Below are 16079 nucleotides of genomic sequence, written 5' to 3'. Positions count from 1 at the left end.
TCCAGCATCGTTTATTTTCAAGGTAGCGCTTCCATGTCCTTCGCTGAGCAATTAACCCGCCTGCAAGTCTTCCTCGATGCAGATGAACTGCACGAAGAAGCACTGGACTACGTGGCCGCTCATGGCTACCTGACCGCCCTATCCATCTGTGCCGAAGACGTACCGGAGCGCGAGTGGATCGACGCGCTGTTCTCCGAGCCGCCGCAGTACAGCAGCGAGGCGCAACAGACAGAAGTCGAAGCCACTCTGATCGCACTCAAGGCACACATTGCCCGCCAGCTGGCGTCGGACGAAGAGTTCGAACTGCCATGTGATCTCGACCTGGGCGACGATCCGGATGATTCGGACCTGCGTGGCTGGTGCATCGGCTTCATGGAAGGCGTATTCCTGCGTGAAAACGCCTGGTTCGAAAGTGCCGAGGAAGAAGTCAGCGAAATGCTCCTGCCGATCATGGTCGGTTCGGGCCTGTTCGATGAGCAGCCGGAGTTCGCCGACATCGCTCAGGACGCCAACCTGATGGACGACATGATCGTGCAAATCCCCGAAGCACTGACCGCCCTGTACCTGCTCTGCCAGGCTCCGGACGAAAAGCCGGCGATCCTCAAGCCCCGCCACCACTGAGTCGGCGCCTATGGCGCAAGACTCACCGCGCACCAGCCGTCACCGCTCGGTGCGCTATCTGCTGATAGCGGTTGGCTGGTTGAGCGTGGTATCGGGCGTCATCGGGATATTCCTGCCGGTGCTGCCCACCACGCCCTTTCTGCTGCTGGCAGCTGCATGCTTCGCGCGCAGCTCTCCACGTTTCTACCACTGGCTGGTCGACCACCCGCGGCTTGGCCCATGGATTCGAGACTACCTTGAAGGCAACGGCATCCCGCTCAAGGGCAAGGTGTACGCAATCGGCCTGATGTGGCTGAGCATCAGCCTGTCGTGCTACCTGATCGCACAGCCTTGGGCACGAGCCTTCATGCTGACCAGCGCGGTGCTGGTGACCATTTACATCATCAGGCAGAAAACGCGCCCGCCTCGCAAATGATGCCCCGCTGCGCCCGCCAGTGCCGATGCAGACAGGCACGCGGTTCAGACGATCACTTCTTCTTGTCTTTGCCAAACGCCTTTTCCAGCGCCTCGTTGATCGTGCGTAACACCTTGACCCTCGCCCAGCGCTTGTCGTTGGCCTCGATCAGCGTCCACGGCGCAATTTCGGTGCTGGTACGATCCACCATGTCACCCACTGCCTGGCGGTAATCCGGCCATTTCTTGCGGTTGCGCCAGTCGTCTTCGGTGATCTTGTAACGCTTGAACGGGATCTTTTCGCGCTCTTGAAAGCGTTCCAGCTGGGTCTGCTGATCAATGGCCAGCCAGAACTTGACCACCACAATGCCTGCGTCCGTGAGTTGCTCTTCGAAGTCATTGATTTCGGCGTAAGCGCGCTTCCAGTCGGACTCGCTGCAAAAGCCCTCGACCCGCTCGACCAACACCCGGCCGTACCACGAGCGGTCAAAAATAGTGAATTTGCCGCGCGCCGGTATCTGCCGCCAGAAACGCCACAAATACGGCTGAGCGCGTTCATCCTGAGTCGGTGCAGCAATCGGTACGATAGCGTACTGCCGCGGGTCGAGCGCCGCTGCAACACGACGTATCGCGCCGCCCTTGCCTGCCGCGTCGTTGCCTTCGAACACGGCCACCAGTGCATGGCTTTTCATGCGTTTGTCGCGCATGTTGCCGGACAGGCGCGCCTGCTCGGTGATGAGCTGCTGCTGGTAGTCGTCCTTGCTCAGGTGCAGGCTCAGGTCGAGGCTGTCCAGCAGGGTCAGCTCGTTGTCATGGATCGCCAGCGGGCCGACGGTGAGCGCAGCGGGCTCGGGTTCGACCTTGTTCAGTGCAGCCTGCATGCCTTCCAGCAGCAGGCGGCCAACCGTCAGGCTGCGGTAGTTGGCGTCCACGCCTTCGATCACATGCCAGGGCGCATATTCGCGGCTGGTGCGGCGCAGCACCCGCTCACCGAAGCGCACGAACTTGTCGTAAGTCTTGGACTGCTGCCAGTCCAGCGGGCTGATGCGCCAGCTGTGCAGCGGATCATCCTTGAGGGTTTTGAGGCGCAGCTTCATCTGTTTCTTGGACAGGTGGAACCAGAATTTGAAGATCAGCGCGCCTTCGTCACAGAGCATCTTTTCCAGGCGCTCGGCACCGCTGATGGCCTGATCGAGCACCGCGTCCTTGAAACGCCCGTGGACCCTGCCCTGCAACATCTGGCTATACCAGTTACCAAAGAAGATTCCCATGCGCCCCTTGGCAGGCAGTTGTCGCCAGTAACGCCAGGCGGGTGGATGGGCCAGCTCTTCGTCGGTCTGCTGATCGAAGGTGCGTACCTCGATCAGGCGCGGGTCCATCCATTCGCTGAGCAGTTTGACGGTCTCGCCCTTGCCTGCGCCCTCTATGCCGTTGATCAGCACGATGATCTGCCGACCGGCCTGCTCGTGCAGGTCTATCTGCGCTTCCAGCAAAGCTTCGCGCAACTCGGGCAAAGCAGCTTCGTAGGTCTCGTCGTCAATGGCATGACCGATTTCAGCGGATTCAAACATGCACAACTCCTGATTGGGGATGGCTCAGAGAACGCCCGGTGGACAACCCTCAGTGAGCATTCTGACCACCGATTGCAGGCATCGGTCAATCCGCGCAGCAGTGATCGCACTTTTATCCTCGCACACGGCTAAAATGCGCCCACTGCCACCGCTGAGCCTGACATGACCATTACCCGCCACGCCCGGATAGACTGGGACGAACAAGGCAACCCGCGTTCCCGCGATTTCTCCGATGTCTACTTTTCCACCGAGTCCGGTCTGGACGAAACGCGCCATGTGTTTCTGGTACAGAACGACCTGCGTCGGCGTTTCAGCGAGCTGCCGGAGGACGGCAGGCTGATCATTGGTGAAACCGGATTCGGCACCGGGCTGAATTTCCTCTGTGCCTGGCAGTTGTTCGATGAATGCGCGCCAGCCGAGGCGCGTCTGCATTTCGTCAGCGTCGAGAAATACCCGTTGAGCCGCGCCGACCTGCAACGCGCGCTGGCATTGTGGCCGGAGCTGTCGCCGTTCGCGGGTCAATTGCTCGATCAATATGTGGCTGTGCATGAAGGCTTTCAGCGTCTGGTATTCGATGACGGCCGCGTGACCCTGACCCTGCTGATTGGTGACGCGCTGCAGATGCTGCCGCAGCTGGACGGGCAGATTGATGCGTGGTTTCTCGACGGGTTTGCGCCAGCGAAAAACCCGGAAATGTGGACACCCGAACTGTTTGCCGAACTGGCGCGGCTGTCTGCACCGAGCACCACGATAGGCACGTTTACCAGCACCGGCTGGGTGCGGCGCTCGCTGAACGCAGCAGGCTTCAAAATGAAGCGGGTGCCGGGCATCGGCCATAAATGGGAAGTGCTGCGCGGCGCGTTTATCGCCTGGCCTGAAGATGCTGCACCCTCTCCTGCCGCCAAGCCCTGGTTCGCCCGCCCCGCGCCGATTGGCGGCGAGCGCAAAGCGCTGGTGATTGGCGCAGGGCTGGCCGGCTGCGCCACGGCGCAGAGCCTGGCACAGCGGGGTTGGCAGGTCAGCCTGCTGGAGCGTCATGCCGCACCGGCGCAGGAAGCCTCGGGCAATCCGCAGGGCGTGCTGTACCTGAAGTTATCGGCGCATGGCACAGCGCTTTCACAGTTGATCCTCAGTGGTTTTGGCCACACGCGAAGGCTGCTTGAACGCTTGCAGCGCGGTGTCGACTGGGACGCTTGCGGCGTGCTGCAACTGACCTTCGACGACAAGGAGGCGCTGCGTCAGAAACAACTGGCCGATGCCTTCCCCGAATCACTCCTGCACCTGCTGGACCAGCCTGCGGCCGAAGCGCAGAGCGGCGTTGCGCTGAACAGTGGCGGGCTGTTTTACCCCGAAGGCGGCTGGGTTCATCCGCCTGCGCTGTGTCACGCACAGGCCGCGCACGCCAATATCCGTCTGATCGCTCATCAGCAGGCATTGGAGCTGAGACGCGTCGATGATCAGTGGCAGGTCTGGAGTGACGAACAGTTGATCGACAGTGCTCCGGTCGTCGTGCTGGCCGGGGCGGCGGATATCAAGCAGTTTTCGCAGAGCGCCGATTTACCGCTCAAACGCATCCGCGGGCAGATCACCCGTTTGCCGCAGACTCAGGCCAGCGCGGCATTGCGCAGTGTGGTGTGCGCCGAGGGTTATGTGGCTCCGGCGCGTCTGGGCGAACATACGCTGGGGGCCAGTTTCGACTTCAACAGTACTGATCTGACCCCCAACCTGGCCGATCATCTGGACAATCTGGGGCTGTTGCGGGAGATTTCAGAAGACCTCACTTCGCGCCTCGACACCGCCGATTTGTCGCCCGAGCAATTGCAGGGTCGCGCAGCCTTTCGCTGTACAAGCCCGGACTACCTGCCCATCGTCGGGCCGCTGGCCGACCGCGAAGCATTCCTTCAGGCCTATGCTGCCCTGGGCAAGGACGCGCGCCAAGTGCCCAACATCGCCTGCCCGTGGCTGGACGGCCTGTACGTCAACAGCGGCCACGGTTCGCGCGGGCTGATCACCGCGCCGCTGTGTGGCGAGCTGATCGCCGCCTGGCTCGACAACGAGCCCCTGCCCTTGCCGCGCAGCGTTGCCGAAGCCTGTCACCCCAACCGGTTTGCCCTGCGCGGGCTGATTCGTGGCGGCGGGAAGTAGCTTTATGATTGTCGTTCGGGAATGCTGGTCGCGACGCTCTGCGTAGCAAAGAGGACGCAGAGCGTCCTGAACGGCATGACGACGCGGAGCGTCGCACGATAGCTGATATCTGGTCGCGACGCGCTTGCGCTCAGGCGCTACTCTTTGAACTCAGTCAAGCATATAGAGCCGCTCATGCTGCAAGTGCGAAACGTATTCAAGCGCTACACCACGGCACAGGGACCGCTGGATGTCTTGCGTGGTGTCGATCTGCATCTGGCACAGGGCGAAAGCCTGGCGTTGATGGGTGAGTCCGGCAGTGGCAAGAGCACCTTGCTGCATTTGGTGGCGGGCCTGGATCAGGTCGACGATGGCAGCATCGAGGTTGCAGGCCAGCGTCTGGACCTGATGAACGAAAGCCAGCTGGCCAACTGGCGGCGTACCGAGATCGGTCTGGTGTTTCAGCAGTTCAACCTGATCGGCAGCCTGAAGATAGCCGACAACCTGGCGTTCCAGGCACGGCTGGCCGGGCGCGTAGATGCAGCTTGGCAGGCGCATTTGATCGAGCGCCTGGGTCTGGCCGCACTGCTGGATCGCTATCCCGAACAACTCTCCGGCGGACAGCAGCAACGAGTGGCGATAGGCCGCGCCCTCGCCTCTCGACCCGGCCTGCTGCTGGCTGACGAACCCACCGGCAATCTCGACGAAGCCACCAGCGACGAGGTGCTGCAACTGCTGCTGGATATTCTCGCCGACAGCCCCACCAGCCTGCTGATGGTCACCCACAGCCCGCGCGTCGCGCAGCGCCTGTCGCGTAAAGTGGTACTGCATATGGGGCGTCTGGCTGACGAAGGCGAACGCTGATGCGGGTTTTCTATTGGACGCTGCGCGCCCTGCTGAGCCATTGGCGCCGTCATCCGGTGCAGTTTTTCAGTGTGCTGACCGGCTTGTGGCTGGCCACCGCACTGCTGACCGGCGTTCAGGCGCTCAATAGTCAGGCACGGGAAAGCTACCAGCGGGCCAGCCAGTTGATTGGCGGCGAGCCGCAGACCCGTATCGCCGCCAGCAGCGGCGGGCTGTTCCCGCAGGCATTGTTTATCGAGTTGCGCCGCGAAGGCTGGCCCGTATCGCCCATGCTGCAAGGCCGTATCGTGCTTCAAGGGCGCGAAGACCGTCGCCTGCAACTGATGGGTATCGAGCCGGTGACCTTGCCGACCGGCTCGGCACTGGCCGGGCAGACGCTGAACGCCGAACAGGTCGTGGACTTCCTCACGCCGCCGGGCATGACCTGGATTGCGCCGCAGACCCTGCAAGCGCTGGGGCTCGAAGAAGGCCAGCAACCGTTGACCGAAACCGGTGTTCCGCTGCCCCCCTTGCACGCTAAACCCGATATGGCGCCTGGCGTTTTGCTGACTGACATAGGCTTTGCGCAACCGTTATTGGGCCAGCCGGGGCAATTGTCCGGAATGCTGCTGGCCAAGGATTTTGCCCGGCAGAACCCTGCGCTACCGGCAACCCTTAACGATCTGCTGGTGATCAAGAAAAGCGGCGAAGAAAACAATCTGGAGCGCCTTACCGAAAGCTTCCACCTGAATCTGAATGCGCTCGGGGGGCTGTCCTTCATCGTCGGCCTGTTCATTGTCCACGCGGCCATTGGCCTGGCCCTTGAACAGCGCCGTGGGCTGTTGCGTAACTTGCGTGCCTGTGGCGTCAGCGCACGCCTGTTGATAGCTGCGCTGGGCGTAGAGTTGGGCGCACTGGCTCTGTTGGGCGGTATTTTCGGCGTGGTCAGCGGCTACTTGCTGGCCAGCCTGTTATTGCCGGATGTCGCGGCCAGCCTGCGCGGCTTGTACGGCGCGGAGGTCGCCGGCCAGTTGAACCTCAGTCTGTGGTGGTGGCTGAGCGGTATCGGCCTGAGTCTGCTTGGCGCGTTGCTGGCCGGTGCCAATAGCCTGTTGCGGGCTGCGCGCTTGCCGTTGTTGGCACTGGCCGATGCCCAGGCATGGCAGCAAGCCCATGCACGCTGGTTGCAGCGCCAGGCGTGGGTGGCGGTGCTGGGCGCGTTGGTGGGCGTGAGCGCGCTGTTATTTGGCACCAGTCTGATGCTGGGGTTTGTGATGATGTCCGCCCTACTGCTCAGTGCCGCGCTGGCCCTGCCGGTTTTGCTGGACACCATGCTTGGCGGTCTGTTGACGCGCAGCCGCTCGGTGCTCGGGCAGTGGTTTCTGGCGGATTGCCGTCAACAGTTGCCCGCCCTGAGTCTGGCGCTGATGGCCCTGCTGCTGGCGATGGCCGCGAACATCGGCGCAGGCAGCATGACCTCGGGTTTTCGGCAAACATTCAACAGTTGGCTGGAGCAACGCCTGACCGCCGAACTGTATGTCAGCCCGCAGAATCCGGAGCAGGCCGAGCCGCTGAACACCTGGCTGAGCCAGCAACAGGATATCGGCGCCGTGCTGCCCAACTGGCAAGTGCCGGTGCAAGTTCAGGGCTGGCCTGCGGACCTGTTTGGCGTTATCGATCACGACACCTATCGCCAGCATTGGGCGTTGCTGGAATCCGTCGCCGGTGATCCGTGGAATCTGTGGCGCGATGAAGACACAGTCATGCTCAGCGAACAATTGGCCCGCCGCCTTCAACTGGGGCTGGAAGATACGCTGAGTATCCCGGTGCCCACTGGCAAGTGGACCCCACGCATCGTCGGGATCTATGCCGACTATGGCAACCCTAAGGGCCATCTGCTGGTCAACTCCCGGCACCTGCTCGCCCACTGGCCGCAATCGATGCCGGTGCGTTTCAACCTGAGAGTCGATCAGGCGGCAATCCCCTCACTGGTCACCCGGCTGCAAGCGCGTTTCAAGCTGGACGATAATCACATCATCGATCAGAGCCAGCTCAAGGGCTGGTCGAGTCAGGTCTTTGAACGTACGTTTGCCGCCACTGCCGCACTCAACAGCCTGACACTGGGCGTGGCTGGCGTGGCGCTGTTCATCAGCCTGCTGACCCAGAGCCAGAGCCGCCTCGGGCAGCTCGCCCCGTTGTGGGCGCTGGGCGTCACGCGACGGCAACTGATGCTGCTCAACCTGGGGCAGACCTGGCTGCTGGCGGTCCTGACACTGGTGCTCGCGCTGCCACTGGGGCTGCTGCTGGCCTGGTGCCTGGATGCGGTGATCAACGTTCGCGCCTTTGGCTGGCGCCTGCCGCTGCAGGTGTTCCCGCTGCAACTGCTGCAATTGATGGCGCTGGCGATGCTGGCGACTTTGCTGGCCTCGGCCTGGCCGTTGCTGAGGCTGTACCGTAGCCGTCCAGCGGATCTAATCAGGACATTCGCCAATGAACAGTAAATGGCTGATGCCGCTGGTCGCCGCAGTGCTACTCACCGCCTGCGACGACAAACCCCAACCTGAAAGCGGGTTCGCCGGTCTGGGCAATACGGCCGACAGCTATGCGCAGGTGACACCCGGCAAGGTCTTTTCATTCCCGCAGGACCACGGCCAGCACCCCGGCTTTCGTATCGAGTGGTGGTACATCACCGCCACCCTCAAGGATGAAGCGGGCCAGCAGTTCGGCGTGCAGTGGACCTTGTTCCGCAATGCCCTGCGACCCGGCCAACAGACCGGCAGTGGCTGGAACGAAGGCACGATCTGGCTGGGCCATGCAGCAGCCACATCAAGCAGCGGCCATTACGTGGCAGAGCGTTACGCACGAGGTGGAGTCGGCCAGGCAAATGTGACGTCGGCGCCCTTCTCGGCGTGGATCGACGATTGGGCATTCACCAGCACTGCTCAAACCGGAGACCCGCTCGCATCGATGCAACTCAAGGCAAGCGGCAAGGATTTCCGCTACGACCTGCACCTGACCTCCAGTAAGCCGCTGGTGTTGCAGGGCGAACAAGGCTACAGCCAGAAATCGGAAGCGGGCCAGGCGTCGTACTACTACAGCCAGCCTTTCTTCGACGCCAAAGGCAGTGTGGTAATTGAAGGAAAAACCTATCAGGTCACCGGTAACGCCTGGCTGGATCGGGAGTGGAGCAGCCAGCCACTGACCGCCAACCAGAGCGGCTGGGACTGGTTCTCGCTGCAACTGGCAGGCGGCGACCGCTTGATGCTTTACCGCATCCGCCACAAGGACGGCACACCCTACCTGACCGGCAACTGGATCAGCGCCGATGGCACCACCCGGATGCTGCACGCCAACGAGATCAGCCTGGAGCCACTGAAAGAAACATTGATCGGCGAGCATAAAGTGCCCACCCGCTGGAGAGTCAGGGTCCCCGGCAAAGACCTGGACATCACCACCGATGCGCTGAACCCGGCCGCCTGGATGGGCGTGAGCATTCCCTACTGGGAGGGGCCGGTGAGGTTCAGCGGGAGTCAGGAAGGCGTGGGGTATCTGGAGATGACCGGGTATTGAGCGGATCCTGCTGGCAGTTGCGCTTTCAATTCGAAACACCAGCAGGCCCTGCGAGAACCGCCGACGCACATCAGGCTGACTTTTTGAAATAGGGCCATGTTCTCAGATTTTTCAGAGGGCGCTCATCCCAAGACAACGCCATTTTTTCAAAATGTCTGTAAAAAGTATCCTTCTGCTCCTTGTAACGTACCGCGTCTATAAAAGGCTTGGCTTTCTTGTACAGGCTCACGACATTCGAATGGTTGGACTGACGCAGCATCTCCTCGTGATAGATCCCCTGAACAATACCGACGGCCACTCGCTCCCAATGGTTTAACACATACTTGACCGCTTCCTTTTCCTTGCGGTCGGCCTCGTTGCAGGACAAAAGCAAATCCTTCATTGGCGACTGGGCGACATGCATAGCGGCGATGCGCGTGTTACCCAACTGCAGCTGTTCATCCAGCCGACATCCAAATAACAGGTCTGCGGTCTGTTTCTTTTTTGCAGTCGCCAAAACCATGTACATCGAAACGATTGCAGTGAGCACTCCGCATAGCAAAAGAATATTGCGGAGCGCTTCTTTTGCCAGCAATTCGGCCAGAGCCAGACACATATCCATATGATTTTTCTCATAAAAAATAGAGACCGGCTGGGTCTCCATCTGAAATTCCTGGGCGGGTTTAAAAGCCTTCGTACTCTTCGCGAGCCTTTGCAGCGTGCTTGTTCATATCGATACCTTTTTACGTATGGCAAGTGAGTTGGCGTGCTTTCACATGCCCCAAGCTAGCGTGCTGCCAACATCACCGTCAATGAGCCGAATCTGCTTTACATGTCAGAAAAATCCGTCTTAAAGCGGGTGCGGTAAGCACGACGGCAAATCGAACCCAGTGAGAGCATCAATTCCAGAAGCACGTTGCCAACCAGCTGAAAACAAACGCTTATAACTTTTTGATCTAAAACTACCATGCCCGCACTGGGTCAGTTTCTGGGTGACTGCACTTTCTCAGTCACCTCCCCAACGGAAACCCGGTAAGGACTTATGTGCGGATTAGCAGGTGAATTACGTTTCGACCATCAACCAGCGGACCTGGCCGCTGTTGAGCGCATTACCCATGAGCTGGCGCCTCGCGGCCCGGATGCGTGGGGGTTTCACAGCCAGGGGCCGGTTGCCCTTGGTCATCGCCGTCTGAAAATCATGGACCTGTCGGATGGCTCGGCGCAGCCGATGATCGACAGTCACTTGGGCCTGTCCATGGCCTTCAACGGTGCGATTTATAACTTCCCGGAATTGCGTGCCGAGTTGGAAAGCCTTGGCTATCAGTTCCATTCCGGTGGCGACACCGAGGTGTTGCTCAAGGGCTATCACGCCTGGGGTGCAGACATGCTTCCCAAGCTCAATGGCATGTTCGCCTTCGCCATCTGGGAGCGTGACAGCAAGCAGCTGTTCATCGCCCGTGACCGCCTCGGCGTAAAGCCGTTGTACCTGTCGAAAACCGACAAGCGCCTGCGCTTCGCGTCTTCGCTGCCTGCCCTGCTCAAGGGTGGTGACATCAGCGGGATGCTTGATCCGGTGGCGCTCAACCATTACCTCAACTTCCACGCTGTGGTGCCTGCGCCGCGCACTTTGCTGGCCGGCGTCGAAAAACTTCCGCCAGCCAGCTGGATGCGTATCGACGCCAGCGGCAAGGTCGAACAGAAAGTCTGGTGGACCCTGCCTTACGGTCCTCATGAAGACGAGAAAAACCTCACGCTCGAAGACTGGCGCGACCGCGTACTGGACAGCACCCGTGAAGCAGTGGCGATTCGTCAGCGTGCCGCGGTAGACGTCGGCGTGCTGCTTTCCGGCGGTGTCGACTCCAGCATGCTGGTCGGCCTGTTGCGTGAAGTGGGGGTCGAAGACCTGTCGACCTTCTCTATCGGCTTTCAGGATGCCGGTGGCGAGCGTGGAGATGAGTTTCAGTATTCCGACCTGATCGCCAAGCATTACGGCACACGCCACCACCAGTTGCGTATTCAGGAAAGCGAGATCATCGAACAGCTGCCTGCGGCGTTCCGCGCCATGAGCGAGCCGATGGTCAGCCACGATTGCATCGCCTTCTACCTGCTATCGCGTGAAGTGTCCAAGCATTGCAAGGTGGTACAGAGCGGTCAGGGCGCTGACGAGCTGTTTGCCGGTTACCACTGGTACCCACAAGTAGACGGCGCGAGCGACCCGGTTGCGGCCTACCGCGATGCGTTTGTCGACCGCAGCTATGCGGAATATGCCGAGACGGTGCAGCCGAAGTGGCGCACAGCCAACGACGCAGCCGGTGATTTCGTTCGCGATCATTTCGCCCAGCCCGGTGCCAGCGCGGCGGTCGACAAGGCGTTGCGCCTGGACAGTACGGTGATGCTGGTCGATGACCCGGTCAAACGAGTCGACAACATGACCATGGCCTGGGGCCTGGAAGCGCGTACACCGTTCCTTGACTACCGTCTGGTTGAGCTGTCTGCGCGTATTCCGGGCAAGTTCAAATTGCCTGATGGCGGCAAGCAAGTGTTGAAAGAAGCGGCGCGTCTGGTCATTCCTTCGGAAGTGATCGACCGCAAGAAGGGCTACTTCCCGGTTCCCGGCCTCAAGCACTTGCAGGGCGACACCCTTAACTGGGTGCGTGAACTGTTGACCGACTCCAGTCAGGACCGCGGCCTGTTCAATCCGGCCATGGTCGATAAGTTGCTGACCAACCCAGAAGGCCAGCTCACGCCATTGCGCGGCTCCAAGCTGTGGCAACTGGCAGCGCTGAACCTGTGGCTCAGCGAACAAGGACTGTGATTGATGAAACAGAACGCGACGACTTATAGCCAGCGCTTGTTGCGTGGCCAGTCGCCCTCGTACGAACGTCTGCAAGCGCGTCTTGCCGAAGATGGCAGCCAGATAGACGCAGAGCCTTTGGCGCTGCATTGTGGCTGGGGTCGCTTGCTGATCGGTCACACTTACCCTGATCCGGCAGCACTGGCCCAGGACCTGCTCAACGAAAAGCCCGGCGAGCGTGACATTGCCTTGTATGTGGCGGCGCCGCAGCAGGTATTGGCGCAATCGCCGCAGCAGTTGTTTCTCGACCCGTCGGACACGCTTCGTCTGTGGTTCAGCGACTACCGACCGGCGCACCGGGTGTTTCGCGGGTATCGCATCCGGCGGGCGCATAACGAAGCGGACTGGCAAGCCATCAATAACCTGTATCTGGCACGCGGCATGTTGCCCATCGACCCGGCCCTGCTCACGCCGCGTCATGAAGGTGGCCCGGTATATTGGGTGGCCGAAGATGAGGGCAGCAGCACGATCATCGGCAGCGTCATGGGCCTTGATCATCAGAAAGCCTTTAATGACCCGGAAAAAGGCAGCAGCCTCTGGTGCCTGGCGGTTGACCCGCAATGCACACGTCCCGGCGTGGGTGAAGTGCTGGTGCGGCATTTGATCGAGCACTTCATGAGCCGCGGTCTGAGCTACCTTGATCTGTCGGTGTTGCATGACAACGATCAGGCCAAGGCGCTGTACGCCAAGCTGAATTTCCGTAACCTGCCGACCTTCGCCATCAAGCGCAAGAACGGCATCAACGAGTCGTTGTTCCTCGGCCCCGGTCCGCAGGCGGATTTCAATCCATATGCGCGAATCATCGTCGAGGAAGCCCATCGTCGTGGCATTGATGTACAGGTGGATGACGCGGATGCTGGCCTGTTTACCCTCAGCTATGGTGGTCGGCGGATCCGCTGCCGCGAGTCGTTGAGCGATCTGACCAGCGCGGTGAGCATGACCCTGTGTCAGGACAAAAGCCTGACCCATCGAGCGTTGAAGGCTGCCGGCCTGCGCTTGCCCGCACAGCAGCGGGCAGGCAGTGCAGACGACAACCTTGCGTTTCTTGAAGAGCACGGGCAAATCGTGGTCAAGCCGCTGGATGGCGAGCAAGGCCAGGGTGTCGCCGTCGATCTGCGGACCATCGAAGACGTTCAGAGCGCTATCGAACAGGCCCGTCGGTTCGACACGCGCGTCATTCTGGAAAGCTTTCATGAAGGCCTCGACCTGCGCATCGTGGTGATCGGCTTTCAGGTGGTGGCTGCAGCGATCCGTCGTCCGGCTGAGGTCATTGGTGATGGGCGCCATACCATCAAACAGTTGATCGAGGCCCAGAGCCGACGCCGTGCCGCCGCGACTGATGGCGAAAGCCGTATTCCGATGGACCAGGAGACCGAGCGCACAGTGCGCGAGGCCGGTTTTGAGTATGCCGATATCCTGCCGATGGATCAGCGTCTGGCCGTGCGCCGCGCTGCAAACTTGCACACCGGTGGCTGCCTTGAAGATGTCACGGCCATTCTGCACCCGGTGCTCAGCGATGCAGCAGTACGCGCAGCGCGGGCTCTGGACATCCCGGTCGTCGGCCTGGACCTGATGGTGCCGGCCGCCGATCAGCCCGAGTACGTGTTCATCGAAGCCAATGAACGCGTGGGCCTTGCCAACCATGAACCACAACCCACCGCCGAACGTTTCGTCGATCTGTTGTTTCCGCACAGCCTGCCTGTGCATATCTGATCGCAGTTGCGGACACAGGCTGCAAAAGGGCTATAAGCCCTTGCGGCCTTGTGGCTTGCAACTGTTCCATAAGGAGCATCCATGACCCCTGCAAATATCCCCGATCCGGATCTGAAATACCTGCAGAAAGTTCTGTTGGAAATGCTCGCGATTCCAAGCCCGACCGGTTTTACCGACACTATCGTGCGTTACGTGGCCGAGCGTCTTGAAGAACTGGGCATCCCGTTCGAACTGACCCGCCGCGGCACGATCCGCGCCACCCTCAAGGGCAAGCAGAATAGCCCTGACCGTGCGGTATCGGCGCACCTGGACACCATCGGTGCCAGCGTTCGGGAAGTCAAAGATAATGGCCGCCTGGCACTGGCGGCAGTCGGTTGCTGGTCAAGCCGGTTTGCCGAGGGCAGCCGTGTCAGTGTATTCACCGACACGGGCGTGATTCGTGGCAGCGTTCTGCCGTTGATGGCGTCCGGTCATGCGTTCAATACCGCCGTGGACGAGATGCCGATCAGTTGGGACCACGTCGAGCTACGTCTGGATGCCTATTGCACCACACGTGCCGACTGCGAATCGCTGGGCATCGGTATCGGCGACTTTGTGGCTTTCGACCCGCTGCCGGAGTTCACCGAGAGCGGTCACATCAGTGCACGCCATCTGGATGACAAGGCCGGTGTTGCGGCGCTGCTTGCGGCGCTGAAATCCATTGTCGACAGCGGTGCAGAGCCGTTGATCGATTGCCACCCGCTGTTCACCATCACCGAAGAAACCGGTACGGGCGCAGCGGGCGTACTGCCTTGGGACGTGAGCGAGTTCGTCGGTATCGACATCGCGCCGGTTGCACCGGGCCAGCACTCCAGCGAGCACGCGGTGAGCGTGGCGATGCAGGACTCGGGCGGTCCGTACGACTACCATCTGTCCCGCCACTTGCTGCGTCTGGGCGTAGAGAACGAACTGCCGGTACGCCGTGACCTGTTTCGCTATTACTACAGCGATGCGCATTCGGCAGTGACGTCGGGGCACGACATCCGCACGGCCCTGCTGGCCTTCGGCTGCGACGCGACTCACGGGTATGAGCGTACGCACATCGATAGCCTGGCAGCGCTGAGCAAACTGCTGGGTGCTTACATATTGAGCCCACCTGTGTTCGCCAGCGATGCCAAACCGGCCCAGAGTTCACTGGAGCGGTTCAGCCATCAGATCGAACATGATGCGCAGATGGAATCCGACACCCGTGTGCCACCGGTCGACAGCCTGATCGGGCAGAATCGCGAGGAAAGTTGAGGGCCTGTGAATTGCGGTGCCTGGCACCGCAGTTCTATCATCGCTGCTCATCGACACGAGAACCGCCATGCTGATCCCCTACGACCAACTGGAACCCGACACCCTCACCCGCCTGATCGAGGATTTCGTCACCCGTGAGGGCACCGATAATGGCGACGAAACACCGCTGCAAACCCGCGTGCTGCGTGTGCGACATGCGCTGACCAAAGGCCAGGCGGTAATCTTTTTCGATCTTGAGAGTCAGCAATGTCAGTTGATGCTCAAGCACGATGTGCCCAAGGAGTTTTTTGAATAACCTTGGGCGGGCCTGAATCGGGTTTTCAATGAGGCGAACAACGTCGCCTATTGAAGCGGCGTTGTCGCTTGTTGCGAAAGTTTGTTGGCGATGCGCTTGTAGACCTCGGCTCGGTGAACCTTGATGTCTTTCGGGGCATTGATCCCGAGCCTCACCTGATTGCCGTTGATACCCAGAATCTGCACGGTGATGTCATCACCGATTGAAAACGTTTCACCAATTTCCCGCGTCAGTACCAGCATTTTTCCCACCCTTCTCGTTGCGCAAAAAGGCAGGGTGCATCGCGAAACCGAGCGCTTCAATGCGCTGATGGCAAATCAGTAACGCCCTTCAAACGCATCGGAAAAGACTGAAGGAAGGGTCTTACTTCTAGCTAAATCTGTAGGAAATATCGCTGACAGCCGCAGTTTTCATGGAGCTGACCAGCGCGGCCCGAGCAGGATGATAGTCGCGCCGATCACGCAGAAAGCCAGACCCAGCCAGTCCGTACCCAGCGGCCTGACCCGCTCGACCAGCCCCAGCCAGGCAATCGACGCGACGATGTAAATCCCGCCATACGCCGCATAGGCTCGCCCCGCATAGGCCGCTTCCACACGTGTCAGCAACAGCGCGAACAGTGTCAGGCTGATGAGTGCCGGAATGACCCACAGCGCGCTTTTGCCTTGGCGCAGCCATAGCCAGAAGGCATAGCAGCCGAATATCTCGAACAGGGCTGCGAGAAAGAACCACAGGTAATTGAGCACGATGGACTCGCTGAAAGGGGCTGAAAGGATGGGCGCAACCCTATCAGAAAACAGCGCGGTCATGACCCTGATGACCTTGAACACGTCGCTCAAGA

The 16079-nt window shown here is 60.4% G+C and carries 14 protein-coding genes; 10 read left to right on the top strand and 4 right to left on the bottom strand.

Going from position 1 to position 16079, the window contains the following annotated elements; all coding sequences use genetic code 11:
* Positions 1-33 precede the first annotated feature (33 nt).
* The gene (locus RYC18_RS04260; protein ID WP_002552569.1) at positions 34-621 is read left to right on the top strand and encodes a YecA family protein; all 588 of its coding nucleotides are present in this window, start codon (positions 34-36) and stop codon (positions 619-621) included.
* 10 nt (positions 622-631) lie between these two features.
* The gene (locus tag RYC18_RS04255; protein ID WP_044345092.1) at positions 632-1036 is read left to right on the top strand and encodes a YbaN family protein; all 405 of its coding nucleotides are present in this window, start codon (positions 632-634) and stop codon (positions 1034-1036) included.
* Between the two features lie 52 nt (positions 1037-1088).
* Here the strand turns inward: RYC18_RS04255 and pap are convergent, their stop codons facing one another.
* The gene (gene pap, locus RYC18_RS04250) at positions 1089-2585 is read right to left on the bottom strand and encodes a polyphosphate:AMP phosphotransferase (protein WP_004664251.1); all 1497 of its coding nucleotides are present in this window, start codon (positions 2583-2585) and stop codon (positions 1089-1091) included.
* Positions 2586-2747: 162 nt separating this feature from the next.
* On the opposite strand from pap, the gene mnmC reads away from it, so the two are divergent.
* The 4 genes from mnmC (at position 2748) to RYC18_RS04230 (ending at position 9122) form a co-directional block, all read left to right on the top strand.
* Positions 2748-4730: a bifunctional tRNA (5-methylaminomethyl-2-thiouridine)(34)-methyltransferase MnmD/FAD-dependent 5-carboxymethylaminomethyl-2-thiouridine(34) oxidoreductase MnmC gene (gene mnmC, locus RYC18_RS04245; protein ID WP_316883542.1), complete on the top strand. Its 1983-nt coding sequence runs from the start codon at positions 2748-2750 to the stop codon at positions 4728-4730.
* A gap of 174 nt (positions 4731-4904) precedes the next feature.
* A complete protein-coding gene (locus tag RYC18_RS04240) occupies positions 4905-5573 on the top strand; it encodes an ABC transporter ATP-binding protein (protein WP_003434317.1) in 669 nt (222 codons plus the stop codon).
* Positions 5573-8053 carry an ABC transporter permease gene (locus RYC18_RS04235; RefSeq protein WP_316883539.1) on the top strand — a complete coding sequence of 827 codons (2481 nt, stop codon included), beginning with the start codon at positions 5573-5575 and terminating at the stop codon, positions 8051-8053. Before RYC18_RS04240 ends, RYC18_RS04235 begins: the two co-directional genes overlap by 1 nt.
* Positions 8043-9122, top strand: a complete 1080-nt coding sequence (locus tag RYC18_RS04230; protein WP_316883537.1) for a lipocalin-like domain-containing protein — start codon at positions 8043-8045, stop codon at positions 9120-9122. The genes RYC18_RS04235 and RYC18_RS04230 overlap by 11 nt, the downstream gene beginning before the upstream one ends.
* Positions 9123-9192: 70 nt before the next feature.
* Here RYC18_RS04230 and RYC18_RS04225 read toward each other — a convergent pair whose 3' ends face one another.
* Complete coding sequence (locus RYC18_RS04225; protein ID WP_005746247.1) at positions 9193-9765, bottom strand: DUF4760 domain-containing protein; 573 nt, start codon at positions 9763-9765, stop codon at positions 9193-9195.
* Between the two features lie 378 nt (positions 9766-10143).
* On the opposite strand from RYC18_RS04225, the gene RYC18_RS04220 reads away from it, so the two are divergent.
* The 4 genes from RYC18_RS04220 to RYC18_RS04205 all read left to right on the top strand — a co-directional run bounded on the left by RYC18_RS04220 (position 10144) and on the right by RYC18_RS04205 (position 15241).
* Positions 10144-11916, top strand: coding sequence for an N-acetylglutaminylglutamine amidotransferase (locus tag RYC18_RS04220; RefSeq protein WP_044322414.1), 1773 nt, complete (start codon positions 10144-10146; stop codon positions 11914-11916).
* 3 nt (positions 11917-11919) lie between these two features.
* The gene (ngg, locus tag RYC18_RS04215) at positions 11920-13668 is read left to right on the top strand and encodes an N-acetylglutaminylglutamine synthetase (RefSeq protein ID WP_005746250.1); all 1749 of its coding nucleotides are present in this window, start codon (positions 11920-11922) and stop codon (positions 13666-13668) included.
* Between the two features lie 81 nt (positions 13669-13749).
* Positions 13750-14946: an osmoprotectant NAGGN system M42 family peptidase gene (locus RYC18_RS04210; protein ID WP_002552559.1), complete on the top strand. Its 1197-nt coding sequence runs from the start codon at positions 13750-13752 to the stop codon at positions 14944-14946.
* 67 nt (positions 14947-15013) lie between these two features.
* Positions 15014-15241, top strand: coding sequence for a YheU family protein (locus RYC18_RS04205; RefSeq protein ID WP_003314533.1), 228 nt, complete (start codon positions 15014-15016; stop codon positions 15239-15241).
* Between the two features lie 47 nt (positions 15242-15288).
* Here RYC18_RS04205 and csrA read toward each other — a convergent pair whose 3' ends face one another.
* On the bottom strand, positions 15289-15483 hold the full coding sequence (csrA, locus tag RYC18_RS04200; RefSeq protein ID WP_002552557.1) for a carbon storage regulator CsrA: 195 nt from the start codon (positions 15481-15483) through the stop codon (positions 15289-15291).
* A 168-nt stretch (positions 15484-15651) separates the two neighbouring features.
* Entirely contained in the window at positions 15652-15984 is a 333-nt protein-coding gene (locus tag RYC18_RS04195; RefSeq protein WP_029240841.1) for a YnfA family protein, read from the bottom strand.
* Positions 15985-16079: the final 95 nt, after the last annotated feature.

The sequence above is a fragment of the Pseudomonas syringae group sp. 247E2 genome (assembly GCF_032587795.1).
In the GTDB taxonomy this organism is placed as follows: Bacteria; Pseudomonadota; Gammaproteobacteria; order Pseudomonadales; family Pseudomonadaceae; genus Aquipseudomonas; species Aquipseudomonas amygdali.
Note: the sequence above shows the minus strand (reverse complement) of the source record. Positions and strands in the feature narration are given on the sequence as shown.